Origin of the sequence: Paenibacillus sp. RU5M (assembly GCF_900221055.1) — a bacterium.
GTDB lineage: Bacteria > Bacillota > Bacilli > Paenibacillales > Paenibacillaceae > Paenibacillus > Paenibacillus marchantiae.
On the sequence record NZ_OBQM01000017.1, the window covers coordinates 19,871 to 40,067 of the forward strand.

Below are 20,197 nucleotides of genomic sequence, written 5' to 3' on the forward strand. Positions count from 1 at the left end.
TATAGGAGGGATTGTCTGTTTAATGATGTCCGGCTGCTGGAGCAGGCACATTCGTGTGCTGATCGCTCTCAAGCTGTGCAAGACGCTCTATGGCCTGATCTCCAATAGCAAAACGTTTGGTTGGCATAACCTGAGCATCGGCGAATTGGATTCGTGATCGCACAACATATAACCCTTCTTTTTCAATGACATAAGAGACGGAATACGAGCCGGGGGAGGATTCATCGGCCTTGATCGTTACCGCAGAATCCTCATTGTTTTCTGGCCATATTACAAATTCAGCTGTCTCCGCATGCTCCAGCGGCACATTACTTTTGGACACTTGTACCGAAAAAACGTTGGAGCTTCCTACTGCGAGTGTCTCCGGCAATTGAAGATTCACACTTATATGAGGCGGGAGGCCACTCTCATCGGTTTCTGCAACCTTGGCAGTACAGGCGCACAGCAATATAACAAGCAGTAGAGGCGACATCCATTTGTACATTCGATTTATTTTTATATTCATATATAAACTCCCTTAGTGATTAGACCGAGAACCAGTGCCTGAGCGACTTGATTCTGCGGAGAATGAATAGATCAAGAACAAGAACGATTAAAATGGACAAGCCTACAAGCGGCATGACAGCACCGCATACCAGCATGATTATCAATACACCTATTGTAATTTTAGGGTTTTTGGGTTTGGACGGCGCTCCGAGCTTACCCGTGGGCTTTCGCTTTCGCCACATGACATAAGAGCTAATGGATATAAGTATTAAGCCGAGACAAGCGATCAGACCCAGTAGTTGATTGGCAAGACCGAATAATCTGCCTTCATGAAAGGCGATGCCATACGAAATCAGCTTGGCCATAATTCCATAATCTGCAAAGCGAACATCGGTCAGGACCGCGCCACTGTATTGGTCAATATGCAGTGTAGCGTTATGACCTGGCTTGGAGTGAGCAGTAGATACGGTGAACACACCCGTTGCTCCGGAAGGATTGGTAATTGTATAGGGCTTGATAACTTGCTGATCATCCGCGATACGGGCTATGTCGTTAAGACCGAGTGGAACATATCCTCCAGCCATTGAAACAGGAACGGCAACATTTTCAGCTGCCCAAGGCAGATCCTCGGCAATATCTTTCGCTACTGTAACGGATTCCGGTTTTTCTCCAAAACTGTAGGCGAATGGAGGGGTATTTGTATTCGTTGAATTGGCTAATTTGTCAATCTGCCCCCCGAGGATACCTGACCAAGGAAGTCCACTTAAAATAATCACCAGAATCAACAGAGATAACCAGAAGGCAGGAACAGCATGCAAATCACGCCAAAAAAGCCGACTTCCCGGTTTGCTGAGCCGTGGCAAAATCGTTCCCCAAATGCCTGCTTTATTTCTTGGCCACCACAGGAATAGTCCCGTTAAAATCAGAATGATGGCCCAGCATGCAGCAAGTTCTACAAGTCGGTTCGCGAAAGTCCCTCCGATTACAAGTTCACTGTGCATCTTTTTGAAAAAGGCAGAGAACGTCTTGCTGCTATCCATCGCTCCGCGCACATGACCCGTGTAAGGGTCCACATACATCGTCTTGGAAATCCCGGTGCTAGTGACGGAAAGCTTATAGGTTGTCTCTCTATTGCTTTCCAGTGTGATTGAAGATACCACCGTACCTGGATAACCCTTGATTACTTTTCCAACAATATTCTCTGGTGCCATCGGGGTTGTCCCAACTTCGCGCACTGTCAACATATCTTTGTAAAGTTGGCCTTCAATCTGAGGTTTGAATAAATAGACCGCGCCGCTAAAAGCTAAAATTATTAAAAAAGGCGCAAAAATAATACCAGCGTAAAAATGCCACCTCCATACGGATTGATACACGGACTGACGAACTCCTGATGATGTTTTTCTTTTCACTTCAGGTGTAGAAGAGCTTGAATGTTCTGCTGGCATCGTCCTCATCATCTAACTCCATTCTTAACTGAATAAAATACTTTTTAAGTATACGGGAGCCGTTCGAATTAGAAGATGGCTCAACAGAGCTATCTCGTGATACATAAAATCTTTTTTGTTCATCATTTTGTCACTTTACAGTTTTCAATTCGGTATTATCCATTAGTAGCAATGGATTCCATAGAAAAACTCCAAACTTAACCTCAAATTACCTACATTGTTGTTCAGGACCATGTCCATACTAGAAAAGTGGTTAATAACCGATAAAAATAAAGAGGGTGAAAGAAAGATATGTCGAATCCACTAAATGAGAAATGTGAATATTTATTATGGAAACTGGAGCACTAAGATGTTCAAGCTTATGTTTAAAATAATCAATTGCAGTTGTATGCTATGTTTTTCTTTCAATTTGTTAGTCTTGCTCAAAAGTTATTTCGAATTTAAAATACTGAATTATTTTTAACATTGCACTCATATAGAAAAGTTGAAAGGAAAATCAAATGAATAGTCTTGACTTAAGGGAAGAAATTCTAATGTTAATTCAAACTAAACGTGAAGGAGAATATTGGGATTTCAAAGAGAAGTATCACATTAATGCAGCTAACCTATTACACGATATAATTTGTATGGCTAATAACTTAGTTGACCGAGATTCTTATATTATCTTTGGAATTAGAGACCAAACGTTCGAAATTGTGGGAGTTAAAGATGATGAAAATCGAAGAAATCAGCAACAAATGATAGATTTCTTAAAACACAAAAAATTCTCCGCTGGAATTCGTCCTAGTATTAAAATGCAATCTTTAATGATTATGCAAGAAGAAATAGATGTTATTATTATAAAAAATAGCACAACTACCCCTTACTTCCTGATTGAGGATTTTACAAGCTACGGAAGAAAGGTTCGTTCGGGTCACATTTATACAAGGATAGGGGATACAAATACTGATATAGATAAAGTCGCAGACATAAACTATATTGAGTATCTTTGGAAGAAAAGGTTTATGTTGATGAACTCTCCTTTAGAACAAATTATTAAGCGGCTTGAACACAAAGAAGAATGGGTATTAGATGAATGTTCAGAGGGTTATATTTACTCCAACATCTATAAGCCTGAATTTAAAATTGTACTTTATGAGGACGAGAATGCTGGACTTGAGCAATACCCTGATTTTTACGCCTATGCGATGAACGACCCAGAAACCTTGTATCGAGAGTTTGATATTCAATATCAAGGTATTCAACAATTTAGGGGACAAATCGTTGTTCTTGATAGTGGTCGATACCCAACGGTTATTCCTGAAAAGAGTAGGGCTCAGTTTTTAGAGGATTATGACTTTGGATATTTCATTGAAGGTAGTACGACTCATAAACTGAGCGATTTTTTTTACATTGAGAATAACGATAAAGAAGGGATTTCACGTAAAAGTTTTTTTAAAGTCATTCTTTTATTTAAAAATGAGCACGAAAGGGATCAGTTTATTGTTCATGTGCAGCGGAATGAAAGTGACTTTAAAAATAAGCTTTGCTCTCTAAGCGAAGATTATCCAGCGCTTGAGTTAAGTTCTCAGTATCTCAAAAATCAAGTAGTAAAACATCTGAATACGGGGAAAGCACTTAATCAAATGCTTATAGAGTATCGGAACATATTGGAGATTACTTTAAAGAGCAATAAATAATGTGTGGTATCTTCTGGTAGAGCATCGTACTAGCTATTGAAGTAAGGTCATTATGAGAAAGAAACGCTTAAGGTCTTCTTGTTTAACACCACTTAGTTCCAAATACCCGCCAAGAGAAAAAAATTCCAGGGGCAAGAACATATTCCCATTGAAGCCGCTAATTTAACGGCTTTTTATTTTATCTATAACAATCTATACTCCGAGCCAAGGACATGAACTTATATCGATTGCCGGGATAGACAAGAACATAGTGCGATTACCGATTTATATGGATGTCCTAATTTTGTGCATATGCCACGTAAAACCATTGTAATAAAATTAAAATTAGTATGAAACAACTGGCACAAAGAAAACTTGGTGTAATGTTGCGGGACAAGAACATCGGGTCATTCCAGATTAGAATGTTATCTAAACAGGTTTATGATAGGAATCATGTTGCTTGAAAAGAGCACTTTAGTTTAAAGGAGGATGTTAAAATAAAGAAAATATAATAATAAATTGAGGTAAGAAATTGAAAACAAAGAAAAGTATGAGACAGATATGCCCAAAATGTGGGTACGAGAAATGTGTTCCCAAACTGTATATCGATAATCCAAAATATCCTTCTGGTTCAATTCTGAGATGTAAGCAGTGTAAATCACTCTTTTCGCTTAAAAATGGAGCATGGGTCTTTTGGAAGGAATGGGAATGAGCTACCGGTAAACGTTAGCTCATTCCAACATAAAAAGCAGCTGATCGTATGCGATTGGCTGCTGCACACCGTGATCCGTGAGAGGTACAGTTTAAGTACCATGGCGATTCTTTTATAATTCTGCATAACTCTTGTTAGCATAATCTACAATACCATACGTTTTTATATTTCACCTGCGTTATCAGTAGATTGTACTGGTTTGGAGCGACACAACCGAATTGGACAAGAACATGGTTACACCGCCGGCAAGTCTAGGTAGGCTTAAGGTTCATGTCGTACAGCAGCCTCTTCATCCTAGAACTACTTATAACTCAAGATAAACGCAGCATAGGCTAAGTAATTTGAGTAAAATTTTCAATCAATGTTTATAATAATTTCTTCTTTTCTAGACTCCCAATCACATATTAGTCCGAATCTAAAGGCCTCACCTGAGTAATTTGATGTTATACGAATAGTTGAGTTAAGTGGTTCTCTAAAGAAGCTGACATATGCATCAATTACTCCATCATAACCGTCAATGACTATGAAATGTGCTTTAGGTGGAACATTACTTTTAACCCAATTCACAAGCCATAATGGCATTTTGCAATTAACCCAATATGAAGCTAAATCTCTCGCGTTGCAAATACTGCTTCGAATCGGATCAAAAATGTCTTCAAGTATGAAAGCTTGGCCTTTAAAAAGGCTAAGGGCGTTGAACGCTGATTTTATATAAATCAAGGGAAAAGATACGTTTTTGACGTCATCAATCATATAGTTGTATTGATATTTTGAAGCTGAACTAAGGAGAAATGGATTTATATCTGGTAAAGCTCTCAGAGTTATTAGCTTACAAAAGTTATCCATATTAAAATTCTTTATTCAGAAATGATGTCAGTAAAATAGCCCAGTGAGTATTATCACCTCTTAGTAGACAAGAGAAAAAGACATTAATTAGGATGGACGCATCACAAAAAGCAAGACATGTCGGAGAAGCGCAACAAAATCAAATTTCAAACTTATTTCCATTTCAAAAAGTTCAATTTGATGCTCACCGAATTACGTCAAAAAACTAAGTTTATTTAAAACCCGTTAATCTATGATATGATGAGATTAACGGGTTTTTGATCGGGATAAAATGATGGGGTGCGGCAATGGTTGTCCTTTTTTGTCGAGGGACAAGAACATTGTGTCATTTCGGATTAGGTAGTTATCTAATCAGTAATTGTAAGAGTCATTGGGATTTTTCTCTGTTGAAATCACGAATAAACACATACTATAATTTGTTCATCGTGATTACGACGAAAACTTATAATAATTATGGCGAAAACTTTGCGTTGTCCCAATACAGCAGCTAATTTAGCGGTCCGTTTTCCTTATAAAGTAGTCTCATTTCTGAATTTACGATAATCTTTAGGTGTCCGGTTATAAAGTTTTTTAAAAGACTGGATGAAGTTGTTTACATGGTTAAAACCGACTCTCTCAGCTATCTCGGTAACTGTATAATCTGTAGAAATTAATAACTCCATGCCTTTCTTGATCCGGTATTTAATTAAGTAGTCATAAGGTGTCAAATGAATGGTTTTCTTGAAGCTCCGATTGCACTCCGAAACACTCAAGTGGACCACATCTGCAATTTCTTGCAGCGTTATATTAGCGGAGTAATGCTGATGAATGAAACTAAGCATTAATTGAAGCCGTTCTTGTTGCAGCTTTACGTATTTCGGTGCTTCCTCAGAAGCCAGTGAAATATGTGATATGATGATTAGCCATAATTGTACCGTTTGGATCGAAACCTCATACTCCCAACCCCATTTTTTCTCCACATCAAATCTTTTTTTTAAATCCCAAAGCATGTCTAATACATCCTTCTGCCATTCAACATCTTCCTTGAAGGTTAACGATACTAGTGAAGAGTTTGTATAAGGTAATACATAATTTTTCTCCATCGCACTGTCTGCATAGAACGCCAATAGCCTCTCTGGAAAATTAAAACTCACATACTGACCGTTATGTGTCAGGTGTGTCGTAACATGAAGGGCACCTTTGTTAATTAAAATCGCTTGTCCTGTTTCTAATTCATAGTCCATACCATTCACTCTGATAATCAGTTTTCCATGGGTAACCAGAGTAATCTGAAGTTCTTCGTGCCAATGTAAGTCGTTAAATCCTCGTCCCTCAGGAACCATTGTTGAAGAAGTAGCTGTATACATAATGTATGGAAATGAAGCATCCGGGAAGAAGATGGTCTCGTGAAGCTGCTTTGACATTCAACGTCGTCCTTTCTGATATGGATGATTTTTATATATAATATAGCGATATTATTACACAAAACAAATAAAAATGATGATATTATTATATCCAATCTTTGTTTTATCACCACAATCCTGTGCACAGACTGGGGTACAACATCTTGGAGGATTCAATGTGAAAAAAAATAAATCACTATCACTATCACATCCGTATATTTTACTTTTCATCAGTATATTGTCCATATCGATCTCGTCAATCATGATAAAGTCCTCTGATACGCCAACTTCTGTAGCCGGGATGTACAGATTGTTTATATCGGTGATCCTTATGCTTCCTTTTGTTCCTTGGAAAAAACTGCGTCTCATGGAGATGGGTAAGAAGGATTGGACTAGCGTTCTTTTGGCCGGTTTGTTTCTAGGGTTATATTTCTTGTCCTGGATGGAGTCATTAGTGTATACATCTGTTGCAAGCTCCATGGTCATTTTATCGTTGCAGCCTTTATTTGTCATGATTGGTTCATACTTCTTATTCAAAGAGAGGGTTACCGTAGTAACAATTCTTTGTTTGATCGCTGCTTTATCAGGAACAATCATTATAGCGTGTGGAGACATTGGAGTATCAAGGGAAGCGTTAATAGGAGATGGATTATCTTTATTAGGAACGCTTCTGGTTTCGGCATATATGCTGGCAGGACAAAAGGTGAGTCATAAAATAGATGCAAACATCTACAGTGTTATTGTTTTTTTCCTTGGGGGCTGCGTGATGCTGGTTTACAATTTGTTAAACCATACCTCTTTAATGGAATATAACTCTTCAGATTGGATCTACTTCTTTTTACTTGCGTTGATTCCTACTATTTTTGGACAATATCTTATTAATCTGCTGTTGAAATCTTTGGGCGCGACTACGGTCTCTGTAGGTATCATCGGAGAGCCTATTCTTGCTATAATTCTTGCCTATGCATTCTTGGGAGAATCCATTTCTGGCTTTCAGTTCATAGGTGGAATGATGACTATACTAGGTATGGGGGGGTATTTTCGGGCAAAATCATGGAGCTATACCGTTGCTAATGATCAAAAGTAATTGGTTAGTAATGAACTGGGCAGTCAAATCTAAAAGTAAAAGAGGAGAATGTTTACATGGCAACTATTGATGATTTATTGAAACTGGATATTCGTGTTGGAACAATTACACACGCTACATTTTTTACAGAGGCAAAAGTACCTGCAATTAAACTTGAGATATATTTCGGACCAGAGATCGGAATCAAAAAATCTAGTGCACAAATTACTAAAAGATATGTGGCCGAAGATATCGTAGGGAAACAAGTCGTCGGGGTAGTGAACTTTCCTCCGCGTCGTATAGCCGGATTTAACTCCGAGGTACTGGTGCTAGGTGGAATTCCTGAGAAGGGGGATGTCGTGCTATTAACCCCAGATATTGAGGTCCCTAATGGAACATCAATCGGATAATAAATAGTTTGCTGTTTGGTCAGTTTAAATATATATTTCTTCAGAGGTCAGCCATGGAAGATAAAATATCCTCCTGGCTGACGCTGTTTTATTCTAATTTCGTTAACTTATTAATTAGTTCGCAGCCATGCCATTTCTTAAAGGTATCCAAGAGTAAGTTTAGATATAGTTATTTTGTCTTTCTTTATAGTTATTTAAGGATAACGATTATTCCTTTAAAATAGATACATACAAAAGATGCCTGATATCGGCGACATATGAAAAATTTTCGCCAAGTATTGTTAGAGGCTCTTAGCAACGTTTAAATAAAAGGATCAGAAGCTTCGTTGTAAATAGAGATCCTGTGGAGGAGATAGCATATGGAGAGGGTTATGAATCCTTTTTTACCGTTAAATGAATATATCCCGGATGTAGAGCCCCACGTTTTTAATGACAGAGTCTATGTGTATGGTTCCCATGACAGAGAAGGAGGAACTACGTTTTGTGAACTGGATTATGTAGTGTATTCTGCCGATGTGAAAGACCTGACGGATTGGACATACGAAGGAACGATTTATAGTGCCTCGCAGGACCCGCATTCAACAGAGGTTGTAAAGGGTGGAGGAGAACGAAAGTACTTATACGCACCAGATGTGGTGCAAGGAAACGATGGAAGATACTATTTGTACTACTGTTTAGCAGCGCACTCGGGTAAAGGAGGATTCAATGGGCCGATTTCTGTCGCCGTCTGCGATACTCCTGCTGGAAAATATGAATACTATGGAGATGTTAAATACCCGGATGGCAGTCTCATGCTTCGCTTTATTCCATTTGACCCGGCGGTCATCAATGACGAAGGAAAAATCTATCTTTACTACGGGTGGGCGCTTCCAGTAGAGCCGACGAATAGCAAACTGGTAAAAGGCATTTATAATAAAGTTATGCAAGGAATGCTCCATAGAACCATGGATGAAATTAAATCAGAGGCGCAGGGCATCATGGGGGCCAATGTGGTAGAACTTGAGGCAGATATGCTAACTGTTAAAAGTGAGCCCAAACGAATTATACCTTGTGAGATGGAAGCCAAAAATACGGATTTTGAAGGACATGCTTTTTTTGAGGCAAGTTCTATACGAAGGATTGGATCAACATATTACTTTATCTATTCTTCTTTTGTAAATCATGAACTCTGCTATGCTACAAGTATTTATCCCGACAGGGACTTTCAATATGGTGGAGTCATTATTTCCAATGGAGACATTGGGATGAATGGCAGAAATCCTAGAGATCGACTTGCAATCACGGGAAATAACCATGGAAGCATCGAATGTATCGATGGTAACTGGTATATTTTTTATCACAGACATACACATATGAGTTCTAATTCCAGACAGGTATGTGCAGAACGAATCAACATTCTGAACGATGGTTCCATTCCACAGGTTGAAATGACTTCGTGTGCCCTGAACGGAGGACCATTGGAAGCATCAGGGGAGTATCCAGCTGTTATTGCCTGTAACTTGACAGATGGACGAATGCCTCACTTGACTAATGGAAGCAGTAAAAAGATAAAACCACACATTACACATCGGGCTGATGAACGCTTCATTACTAATATTAGCAATAGAACGCTTATCGGTTATAAATATTTTAATTTTCAAGGTACAACAAGACTCACTGTAAAGACAAGAGGCCAGGGAAGTGGAACACTGATTATCTCGGATGAGCCGGGAAAAAAACGTGCTGCAATCAAAGTCGATGCATCGGATACTTGGACATTAAGTAGTGTGCTTATAGAACTAAAGGGGACGCATGCTTTGTATTTAACATATTCTGGGAATAAAAGCATTGAGTTTCTAAGTTTTTCGTTTGAAAAGTCAGAGGGGTAATGTGACACTTGTTAGAGCCAGCCAATAAGCTGGCTCTTCTCTATGTAATTTAAGGATACCGTCAATACTGATGGGTACTCTGTCATTACGTTTATCTGGTGCGGAATTCCTGTGGAGTACAACCATAGTGCTTTTTAAAGATTTTAATGAAATGCGGAGGAGCCAAAAATCCGAGCTCCTTGCTGACATCTGCAATTTTCAAGTCGGTGTTTAACAGGAGATATGAAGCGCGCTTCATACGTAAATGATACAAATAATCTCCTATGGTTTCTCCGGTAACTGTTTTATATACCTTGGAAAGATACACTGGATGAAGGCCAACATGTTCTGCGATCATCTGCAGTGAGATTCCCTCAGCAAGATACTCCTGAATATACGTCCTGACATTTGAAGTAATTTGCTCATGGGCATTCTTCAATTGATGAGAGGTCTTTTTCCTACGCAGATCAATCATTTTCTCTGCCCATATATATATTCGTTGGCTGGATAATTGGCTTTTCTTTCTGATTAGAACATCAAACTCTTCGCCAAGAAGCTCCTCAACCGTTGCTTCCTGTGACTTAAAGGATATGGAAAACGTAGAAGACAGATAGAGCAGAACCATAAATAATTGATCATGCGAAAGCTCTCTTCTGGCATCATTCAAAAATAATATTCTGGCAATTTTGCTGACCGCCTCGTCAAAGTTCCCCGATTCCAGCAGATTGGGCAACAAAGGGGGCTCGTGCAGATTAATCAAATTTTGTTGTTCATGAGATTCGGTGTCTTTTTTGTCTAAAGTAATGAAATAACTTTTGTTTTCGCCAACATTGCGGTTGATGGCAGACACGGAAGCCATGTACAGCTCTGATAAGGATTCAGGAAAGGCATGCTCTTTACTCAAACATATCGATACAGCGCCCTTCAGGAACTTTTGTACATTATTTTGCAGTCTGATCGCATAGGAATCTACCGAGTCGAGTACGTTACGGTCATTATTTTTTATTAGGAACACAAGGTAACCCTGATCCGTAATGCAGTGCCATAATTTAAAAGGATTCTGAAATACCTCTTCCGTTATATTGGAGACGGCGTACTCTAACAGCGATAAAGATCGGAGATCATAGCCGGAGAATTCTTCCTCCATTCGAATGACCATCATCTTGAATGGATCGGCCGATCTAAACGGGAGATTCAGCATACCCAGCCGCTCTGCAAGAATGTGATCGCTCATGGCTTTGTTCTGAAGAAGATCATTGAGAAGCTGGTTCCGAAGCAATGGCAAATTGGCGTGAAGGGCATGCTGTATTTGTTGAAAAGAGCTGATTTCTTCCCATTCTTGCTCGATATCTTGTATCGCAGCCGTTACGGAATGAATCAATTCATCGGTATCAATCGGCTTGAGAAGATAGTTCGCTGCCTGATACTGGACTGCTTTTTGGGCATATTCAAATTCATCGTGACCCGATAAAATAATACAACGTATTTTATGAGAAAACTTTCTAATCTCCAAAATCAGTTCAAGACCATCCATCTCAGGCATACGAATATCGGTAATCATAATATCAATCGCGTGTTTGGACGCAATGTCCAAAGCTTCAGCGGCAGAATATGCTCTGTGTACTTCCTGGATGCTGTGTTCTTCCCAGGGGATGGTCAATGCCAGGCTATCAACTACTGATTTCTCGTCATCCACAATTAATAAATCGTACATAGTTTTTCCCCCTCTCACAACAAAGTTGACTGTACCACTTATTGTAGAGTGGAGGTGGACTCATTTCAATGGATGAGCACTCCAATCACCTCCGATCTTAAGATAACGATACTCATCTTTAGATATCCTTATCATTCAGATTGCGTTATGCAACATTAAGAAAGAGATATTTCAATCATTTTTTCTTTCCCGTAGTATAGACATGAAAGCTTAAACGCGCGGTGGGACATACAAGGATCTGCTGTTCATGAGGAGACCCTGCCGGGAGATGAAGGAGTGTATAGAAGATGAATCGTGACATCAAACAACTGGTAAAGCAATTAACCTTGACTGAAAAAGCCGAGCTATGCTCAGGAAGTACGTTCTGGACTACACAAGCTGTAGAAAGGTTAGGAATTCCTTCGATCATGATGACAGATGGTCCTCATGGATTGCGTAAGCAAGCAGGCGAGTCAGATCATCTGGGTTTGAACGATAGTGTTCCTTCAACCTGTTTTCCTTCAGCCGTTGGCCTGGCCAGTTCATGGAACCGTGACCTTGTTCAACTTGTAGGAGCGACGATCGGAAAAGAAGCACAGGCAGAAAATGTAGCCATTCTGCTCGGCCCAGGGGCAAATATCAAGCGTTCCCCACTTTGCGGACGCAACTTCGAATATTTCTCCGAAGACCCCTATCTGACTGGAGAACTGGCCGCTGCTCATATCACAGGTGTTCAGAGTCAGGGAGTCGGAACGTCTCTGAAGCACTTTGCAGTAAACAACCAGGAGCATCGCCGCATGACGACAGATGCCATTTTGGATGAACGGACATTAAGAGAAATCTATTTGACCGGATTCGAGAAAGCAGTCAAACAATCACAGCCATGGACGGTTATGTCTTCATATAATAAGGTCAATGGAACGTATGCTTCCCAGCATGAGTACTTACTCACTACTATCCTGAAGGAAGAATGGGGTCATGAAGGTTTTGTTGTCACCGATTGGTCTGCGGTGAGTGAAATTGCACCAAGTATTGCAGCAGGTCTGGGGCTTGAGATGCCATCATCCAACGGAGAAGGACCAAAACAGATTGTAGAAGCGGTAAACCGCGGGGAGCTGACTGAAGAGCAATTGGACCGTGCCGTGGAGAGACTTTTAGCTGTCATTTTCAAAACGGTTGATAACAGCCGTCCCGATACCACTTACGACCAGGAACAACATCATCAGATTGCCAGAAAAGCAGCAAGTGAAACGATGGTTCTATTAAAAAATGAACATCAAATTCTCCCGCTAAAAAAACAAGGCAACATTGCTGTCATCGGAGAGTTAGCGGACAAAGTTAGATATCAAGGCGGGGGCAGTTCCCATATCAAACCAACCAAGCTGGATAGTGCCTTTGAACAGATGGTCCAGCTAGCTGGATCTGACGCAACAATAACATATAAGTCAGGTTACAACCTCAACTCTGATGAGAGTGCTCCGACTTTGGTAGCCGAAGCAGTTGAATCCGCAAGAGCAGCTGATGTCGCCGTGTTGTTCATTGGTCTGCCAGACCGCTATGAGTCCGAGGGATATGATCGAGAACATCTGGATATTCCGGTGAACCAGCAGGAACTTATAACAGCCGTTGCTGCTGTCCAGCCTAACGTGGTGGTTGTGCTCAGCAATGGCTCACCTATTGTTATGCCTTGGCTTAACAATGCAAAAGCTGTACTTGAAGCGTACCTGGGTGGACAGGCTGCAGGAGGAGCAATCGCTGATCTGTTATTCGGAGAAGTTAATCCCAGTGGGAAGCTCGCAGAGACTTTCCCGCAATCCTTAAAGCATAATCCATCTTCGCTGTTCTTCCCTGGTGATGGGGATCGGGTCGAATATAGAGAAGGCATTTATGTGGGTTATCGCTATTATGACGGCAAAGATATTGAACCTTTATTCCCCTTCGGTTATGGTTTGAGCTATACTCAATTTGAGTATTCACAGCTGAACGCAAGCCAAACGGAATTCAAGGATACAGATATAATCACTGTTACGGTTAACGTGAAAAACATAGGGCAACGGTATGGTCAAGAAGTGGTACAACTATATGTTCATGATCGGCAGACAACCGTTAGCCGCCCTGAAAAAGAACTGAAAGGTTTCGCCAAGGTTTCTCTTGAGCCGGATGAAGAGAAGACTGTTACTTTTACTTTAGATAAACGAAGCTTTGCGTATTACAATATTGACTTGAAGGATTGGCATGTTGAGAGTGGTGAGTATGATCTCCTGATCGGTTCTTCATCTCGTCAAATCATCCTGCAAAAGACCGTTCATGTAGAATCGACTTCACCTGAAATCATTCCAGTCTACGACCGTAACACAGCCCTGGGAGAATTACTCTCTAATCCGAAAACCATGGCTGTACTGGGACAATTGCAGGGATTTGCTCCACAAGGTGATGAAAATGCCCATTCAGATGCAGTCTCTTCAGAGATGATTCAAGCATCCATGCGTTATATGCCACTGCGAGCTCTTATTCCTTTTACGGGGGGAGCACTTACAGAAGAGTTACTCTCACAGCTTCTTGCAGGCTTGAATGCAGCCGTGCGCCAGTAAAGAGTAGATGAACTAAAAAGCAGTAGACAAAGTGGAATCGTCCATAAGAATGACTTATGGGCGATTTTCTTATACTATTATTACATAGCAAGCTAATGATGTACGAAAGGGCATGCACTAAAGTACATATAACCCATAGACAATCCGTAATATAATGACTGGATGAGAGGTGATTCCATGAAACATATGTCCAACCACCCCGGCTTCCTTCAATCAAGTATGGATGAGGATTATGACAAGATTACGTCCTCCCGTCTTCCCATTATCATATGGACCGTACTGGTGACCATCGTCACTGTCGCGTTACAAACTATGTCTGTTCCCCTCCTGGTGCCCACCTTGTTTTTTATAATGATTATGGTCATTCACATGTATCTATACTGGCGTGTGAACGATATTATCAACCGTTCCAGAGCACTGTATCTAATGATCCAGGGAAGCCTTATTTTTGGGAGCTCGATCATCATGCCCGATGGGCTTCCCGTCATACTTATTGGCTTGATTCCTGTATTAATAGGGCAAAGCGTAGCTATTTTTTTTGAAACCAAAAAGGTGGTTTTTGTAGCTTTTGTGCTGTATCTTTTCTTTTGCCTGATCACCTTGTGGATCAAGAATGTACAGGATCTTGCATTGTTCATCCCGTTACTTATGCTTATGATTGTCGTTGTTATGGCGTATGCGCTCCTTTACTATCGTCAGGTTAATGCCAGGGTTCGTACGCAGACATTTCTGCGTGATCTGGAACTGACCCACCAGAAGGTGGAAGAGCTGACGCTGGCCAACGAGCGTCAACGAATGGCAAGGGATCTGCATGATACGTTGGCTCAGGGGCAAGCCGGACTAATTATGCAATTGGAAGCGATAGACGCATATCTGAGCCGAGGGAACATCGACCGAGCTCATGAGATTGTTCTGTCATCCATGGGACAGGCCAGACAGACACTGGGCGATGCGAGAAAAGCGATTGACGATCTAAGAACCCGAGCTACACCTGCCGTCAACTTTAACGAGGCGATTCATGATCAACTGCAACGCTTTAGATTAGCGACAGGAGTTGATGTCAATTGGGAATTTAACATAAAATCTGTTCTGTCCGGAGCTAAAATGGAGCATGTATTGCATATGTTGAGTGAAACACTGACCAACGTGGCACGTCATGCGCAGGCCAGTAGTGTATCCGTAAACATTTGGGATAATCATCAACAATTTCACATGGTTATTAAGGATAATGGAAGAGGTTTTAACATTGGAAAAATTGGTAAAGAGACAGGGCATTACGGCCTGATCGGTATTCATGAGCGTGCTAGGCTTATAGGCGGGCAAATTCATATTGAGAGCAACAATGAAGGTACTACAATAGAGCTGTCTGTACCTGTATAGTATGGGAGGGGAAATAATGAAGCATAAAGTTCTGATTGTAGATGATCATTGGGTTGTACGTGAAGGCATGAAATTAATCCTGGGGACCGATGACAACTACGATGTTGTCGGAGAAGCCGAGGAAGGAAACGCAGCGTTGGAACAGATGGAAGCGCTGAAACCAGACGTCATTCTGATGGATCTGAATATGCCCGGAGGATTGAGTGGACTGGATACTTTGAAGATCATGAACGAAAAAAACATACAGATTCCCGTAATTATTTTGACCACATATAATGAGGACGAACTTATGATCAATGGGCTGCGATTGGGAGCCAAAGGATATCTACTTAAGGATACAAGCAGAGAGAATTTATTCCGCACACTGGAGTCTGCTCTGCGTGGGGAGACACTGCTGCAGCCTGAAATAACCGCCAGAGTATTTGCATATCGGCACAAGCCCGCGGCAGAAGAGAAACCGAAAAACGCACTATCGTTGACTGAGAAGGAATTAATCATTCTTCAGGCAGTGGCACGGGGCCTTCGCAGCAAAGACATTGCTTTTGATATGGGAATGGCAGAACGAACCGTTAAGGCACAGTTGACCAATATCTATAACAAACTGGGCGTAGATTCACGTTCGGAAGCTGTCGCTGTATCCGTGGAAAGGGGCATCTTACATTTGTAAATACATTTTATATTAATATATTATTTTCCATATCAATGGTCAGCGAATACTAAAAGCGCCCATTGGTGCTTCCCAAACGTACATCAAGGGCATGCCCTTATGTACGTTTTTTCTTGTTCAGTTTTAGATATGATGAAGTCACGAGGTTGTCCAACATCAAGATGGCCCAGATCTGTAGCAACGAAGGGAGACGTCAAAAGAATATGGCAAAATTATTATTTCGACTCGGTGAGTGGTCGGTAAGAAAAAGGAAAATGGTGATCGCAGGAGGATTGATGCTTTTACTGCTTGTGGCCGCCTTGGGTCTTGGCTTGGGAACGTCCTTTACAGGAGAGATGACCATTCCGGGAACCAAATCGGAACAGGCTGGAATCATATTGAATGAAGAATTTCCATCCTCCGGTGATGGTGGACAGATCAGGTTAGTGTTCAAGTCTGAAAAGGCAACACTGGAATCGGAATCGAACAAAAAATGGATTACAGAAGCATTAAAAGTGGTTCAATCGGATTCATCGGTAACATCTATCGTCAGTCCGTATGACGCCGGTACGTTAAGTGCAGACAAGAAGATTGGTTATGCTGATGTTACATATAGTCAGCCAGCCAATGAAGTAACAGAGAATTCCAAAGAACATGTTCTTGGTGTTGTAGAGAGACTGCAGGATCGTGGAATTCAAACGGAACTTGCAGGGAGTGTAGCTTTTTCTGAGCTTGAGATAGGAGGTGCTTCTGAAGTCATCGGGGTTCTGATTGCGTTCATGATCCTTGCTTTCACATTCACATCGTTTCTCGCAGCAGGATTACCGATCCTAACCGCAGTTGTAGGACTCGGTATAGGAATGATGATTATCGTCATTGGCTCAAATGTAGTTTCTATGGCTTCATTCTCCATTACACTGGCTGTTATGCTGGCCTTGGCTGTAGGGATCGACTATGCTCTGTTCATCATGTCCAGATATCGTCAACAACTGGCAGCAGGATTTGAGCGAAATACAGCCATTGCTCAAGCCAATGCAACAGCAGGTAGCTCCGTTGTCTTTGCAGGAATAACCGTTATTATCGCCCTGGTTGGTCTGTCGGTCGTACAGATTCCATTCATAACCATGATGGGATTGGCGGCAGCTGTAAGTGTATTCGTAGCAGTATTAATTGCTGTCATTTTTGTTCCTGCCGTATTGGCAGTTGCAGGAGATCGAATTAGTCCGGCACGGGAGAACAAATGGCTGCGGAAATGGTCTGGTCCCAAAAAAGCAGAGGGAACAGAGAATCGTTGGGGCAAGATTGTAACACGCAAACCTTGGCTCACTGCCATCCTGTGTATCGTTTTATTGACGGTTTGTACTATCCCGTTCTTGCATATGCAACTCGGCCTACCAGATAGCGGTTTAAAATCCACGGATACAACAGAACGTCGAGGGTATGACCTGCTTGCGGAAGGCTTTGGAGAAGGATTTAATGGTCAACTGGTTGTAGTTGCTAGAACAGCAAAAACGGAAGATCCACAAGCGGATATTGCCAAAGCAACTTCATATATCAAAAATCTGCCTGATGTGGCAAGTGTCAATCCTTTAATTCCGAGTCCTTCCGGGAAGGCCGCAATCATTACGGTGTTACCGAAGACAGGCCCTCATGATATCAAAACGACCGAATTGGTCCAAACTATTCGTGCGGAAGCGGAACAGGTGATGAAAGATAATAATGTCGAAATTATGGTTACCGGGGGAACGGCAGTCAATATTGATATCTCCGAGAAACTTGACGAAGCATTGCCGAAATTTGCAATATTGATTGTAGGTCTCGCCTTCGTGTTGCTCATGCTGGTTTTTCGATCCATTCTGGTTCCAATCAAAGCCGTACTTGGATTCCTGTTCACCCTTGGATCAACCCTAGGCGTCATCGTTTTGGTCATTCAAGATGGCTATCTGGCAAATTTCTTTGGCATTCCCGAACCAGGGCCGGTACTGAGCTTCCTGCCAATTCTGGTTACAGGTATTCTCTTCGGACTTGCTATGGACTACGAAGTATTTTTGGTAAGCCGCATGAGAGAGGATTATAACCATACGGGAGATGCAGTGAAATCAATACGAAGTGGTATTACTCACAGTGGTCCTGTTGTAAGTGCCGCAGGTTTGATTATGATCGCCGTCTTTGCGAGCTTTATCTTTGCCGGAGATGCCATGATCAAATCCATGGGACTTGCACTTGCCTTTGGTATTTTGGTAGATGCATTCATCGTTCGGATGACGCTTGTCCCGGCGGTGATGACCCTGTTAGGGCGAAGCGCCTGGTATTTGCCGAAGTGGCTGGATCGAATTCTTCCTAATATTGATGTGGAGGGAGAATCCGTGATGAAGGATACTCATTCTATCGATACCTCCATTTCATCGAAAAAAGATGAAGAATCGGAAAGTTCAACTTTGATGAGTAAAGAGAAATCAGGTTAGGGGGAGGCGTAGCATGTCGAAAGTACGCATTTTTGCAGATAGTATCTCGGATGTCCCACAGGATTGGATGGACCAATATAATATCGGAATTGTACCTTTATATATTGTTTTTCAGGACACGTCCTATGTTGATCGAAAAGAAATCAATGCAAAAGACATGTACAATTTGGTTGAGATATACGACCAATTGCCGAAGACAGCTGCACCTCCGCCTGCAGATTTCATTCAAGTGTTCCGTCCGGTCATCGAGAACGGAGAGGATATACTGTTTATCAGTATGTCCTCTCATCTATCATCGACGTATCAGAACGCCATGGTGGCGGCAAGAGAGTTCCCCGCAGGACGGGTAACGGTTGTAGATTCACTGAATGTATCCGCCGGGACAGCCATGAATGTACTTTTAGCAGCGGAAATGGCTTCAGAAGGAAAAAGTGCCCTTGCGATCGCCGAATGGCTTGAGACAGCGCGGCATGAAATCCAGTTAAATGTGCTCGTTGATAATCTCGATTATCTTCACAAGGGAGGCAGGGTTAGCAGCATTCAACATATGCTAGGAAGTATGCTTCGAATTCGTCCCATTTTATATGTTAGACATGGAAAGGTGCTTTCCGGAGTGAAATACAGGGGAAGCAAGGAGAGAATTGTTAAGAAACTTTTACAGGATATTTTGAGCCATATCCATCGCATTGATCACGACCAGATTATTATTGCCCAGACACTGGAAGAGGAAACTGCGGAGTGGATACGCAACATGATTCTAGAAGAGACCTCTGTTCGCAATGTACACATCATCGAAGGCGGCTGCTCCATATGCTCTCACAGTGGTCCTCATAGTCTGGCAATCAGTTTTATCCTGAAGTCGGAGCCTCTTGTTCAGGCTCTCAAATGATCAAGGAACAGTTTTTTTAGGATATTGAACTGCTGCACTTCATTTACTTGGGTCTGGAATGCATCAATACCGTTCAACATCGCCATCTTTTTGGAAAAATTTCCAAACACATTAATCATGGTATTAATGGTTTCACGAGTACTGCCATCCGTCCGCAAGGACCCGTCCTGTTCACCAAGTTCCGCAAGCTCGGTAAACAGGGTAATCAGTTTATTATAATTGGCCTGATAGATTTCCATATCGTCCAGAGGAAGCTTCGACATGGAGACGTAACACTCGAATGCCTCAATTAATTTCGAGTTCCGTTGATGTTCCGCCTGTTGGAAGAAAATAAGTGTATCAAAGATTCTTTCCAGCTTGTCATAACAGGTTCCTTGATCGTGTAGAATGCCCTCGAACACTTCGATCTCGGATTGAACAATTTCGGAAGCGACCGCAACAATTAACTGTTCTTTTTTGGGGAAATAACGGAATATGGTAGCGACGCCCAAGCTCGCCTCAGCGGCGATCTCCTGCATCGTTGCTTGTTCGAAACCTTTATTAAAAAAAACGATTTGAGCTGCTTCAATAATACTTGTGCGCCGCTTCAATTTTAGATCGCTGCGCTCGTTTTCAAGCCTTTGCCGGGGTTCTATTGGAAAAACCTCCTTGTTCGATTTAACTCAGACTATGCTAACAAAC

Annotated in this window: 14 protein-coding genes; 9 read left to right on the forward strand and 5 right to left on the reverse strand. The window is 41.5% G+C overall.

Annotated features, from left to right (window positions below; genetic code table 11):
- Window positions 1-19 precede the first annotated feature (19 nt).
- Together CRO25_RS29900 and CRO25_RS29905 are read right to left on the reverse strand one after the other, a co-directional pair.
- Window positions 20-505, reverse strand: coding sequence for a FixH family protein (locus tag CRO25_RS29900; RefSeq protein ID WP_079697512.1), 486 nt, complete (start codon window positions 503-505; stop codon window positions 20-22).
- A gap of 19 nt (window positions 506-524) precedes the next feature.
- Window positions 525-1,931 (reverse strand): PepSY domain-containing protein, encoded by a 1,407-nt coding sequence (locus CRO25_RS29905; RefSeq protein WP_097115845.1) that lies wholly within the window; start codon window positions 1,929-1,931, stop codon window positions 525-527.
- Window positions 1,932-2,464: 533 nt separating this feature from the next.
- Between CRO25_RS29905 and CRO25_RS29910 the strand changes: the two genes are divergently transcribed.
- The gene (locus tag CRO25_RS29910) at window positions 2,465-3,610 is read left to right on the forward strand and encodes an ATP-binding protein (protein ID WP_179132308.1); all 1,146 of its coding nucleotides are present in this window, start codon (window positions 2,465-2,467) and stop codon (window positions 3,608-3,610) included.
- A 2,046-nt stretch (window positions 3,611-5,656) separates the two neighbouring features.
- Here the strand turns inward: CRO25_RS29910 and CRO25_RS29920 are convergent.
- A complete protein-coding gene (locus tag CRO25_RS29920) occupies window positions 5,657-6,550 on the reverse strand; it encodes an AraC family transcriptional regulator (RefSeq protein ID WP_079697509.1) in 894 nt (297 codons plus the stop codon).
- A 157-nt stretch (window positions 6,551-6,707) separates the two neighbouring features.
- On the opposite strand from CRO25_RS29920, the gene CRO25_RS29925 reads away from it, so the two are divergent.
- The 3 genes from CRO25_RS29925 (at window position 6,708) to CRO25_RS29935 (ending at window position 9,873) form a co-directional block, all read left to right on the forward strand.
- Window positions 6,708-7,616 carry a DMT family transporter gene (locus tag CRO25_RS29925; RefSeq protein WP_079697508.1) on the forward strand — a complete coding sequence of 303 codons (909 nt, stop codon included), beginning with the start codon at window positions 6,708-6,710 and terminating at the stop codon, window positions 7,614-7,616.
- Between the two features lie 56 nt (window positions 7,617-7,672).
- Window positions 7,673-8,005 carry a chaperone CsaA gene (gene csaA / locus CRO25_RS29930; protein ID WP_079697507.1) on the forward strand — a complete coding sequence of 111 codons (333 nt, stop codon included), beginning with the start codon at window positions 7,673-7,675 and terminating at the stop codon, window positions 8,003-8,005.
- 359 nt (window positions 8,006-8,364) lie between these two features.
- Window positions 8,365-9,873 carry a family 43 glycosylhydrolase gene (locus tag CRO25_RS29935; protein WP_079697506.1) on the forward strand — a complete coding sequence of 503 codons (1,509 nt, stop codon included), beginning with the start codon at window positions 8,365-8,367 and terminating at the stop codon, window positions 9,871-9,873.
- 91 nt (window positions 9,874-9,964) lie between these two features.
- Here the strand turns inward: CRO25_RS29935 and CRO25_RS29940 are convergent, their stop codons facing one another.
- Window positions 9,965-11,566 carry a response regulator gene (locus CRO25_RS29940; RefSeq protein WP_079697505.1) on the reverse strand — a complete coding sequence of 534 codons (1,602 nt, stop codon included), beginning with the start codon at window positions 11,564-11,566 and terminating at the stop codon, window positions 9,965-9,967.
- Window positions 11,567-11,853: 287 nt separating this feature from the next.
- Here CRO25_RS29940 and CRO25_RS29945 point away from each other — a divergent pair, with 287 nt between their 5' ends.
- The 5 genes from CRO25_RS29945 to CRO25_RS29965 all read left to right on the forward strand — a co-directional run bounded on the left by CRO25_RS29945 (window position 11,854) and on the right by CRO25_RS29965 (window position 19,516).
- On the forward strand, window positions 11,854-14,136 hold the full coding sequence (locus CRO25_RS29945) for a beta-glucosidase (RefSeq protein WP_079697504.1): 2,283 nt from the start codon (window positions 11,854-11,856) through the stop codon (window positions 14,134-14,136).
- Window positions 14,137-14,313: 177 nt separating this feature from the next.
- Window positions 14,314-15,516, forward strand: coding sequence for a sensor histidine kinase (locus CRO25_RS29950; RefSeq protein WP_079697503.1), 1,203 nt, complete (start codon window positions 14,314-14,316; stop codon window positions 15,514-15,516).
- A 16-nt stretch (window positions 15,517-15,532) separates the two neighbouring features.
- Entirely contained in the window at window positions 15,533-16,183 is a 651-nt protein-coding gene (locus CRO25_RS29955) for a response regulator transcription factor (RefSeq protein ID WP_079697502.1), read from the forward strand.
- A gap of 203 nt (window positions 16,184-16,386) precedes the next feature.
- On the forward strand, window positions 16,387-18,627 hold the full coding sequence (locus CRO25_RS29960; RefSeq protein WP_079697501.1) for an MMPL family transporter: 2,241 nt from the start codon (window positions 16,387-16,389) through the stop codon (window positions 18,625-18,627).
- A 13-nt stretch (window positions 18,628-18,640) separates the two neighbouring features.
- Window positions 18,641-19,516, forward strand: a complete 876-nt coding sequence (locus CRO25_RS29965; RefSeq protein ID WP_079697500.1) for a DegV family protein — start codon at window positions 18,641-18,643, stop codon at window positions 19,514-19,516.
- Here CRO25_RS29965 and CRO25_RS29970 read toward each other — a convergent pair.
- Complete coding sequence (locus CRO25_RS29970) at window positions 19,501-20,106, reverse strand: TetR/AcrR family transcriptional regulator (RefSeq protein WP_179132307.1); 606 nt, start codon at window positions 20,104-20,106, stop codon at window positions 19,501-19,503. The genes CRO25_RS29965 and CRO25_RS29970 overlap by 16 nt on opposite strands.
- Window positions 20,107-20,197 lie beyond the last annotated feature (91 nt).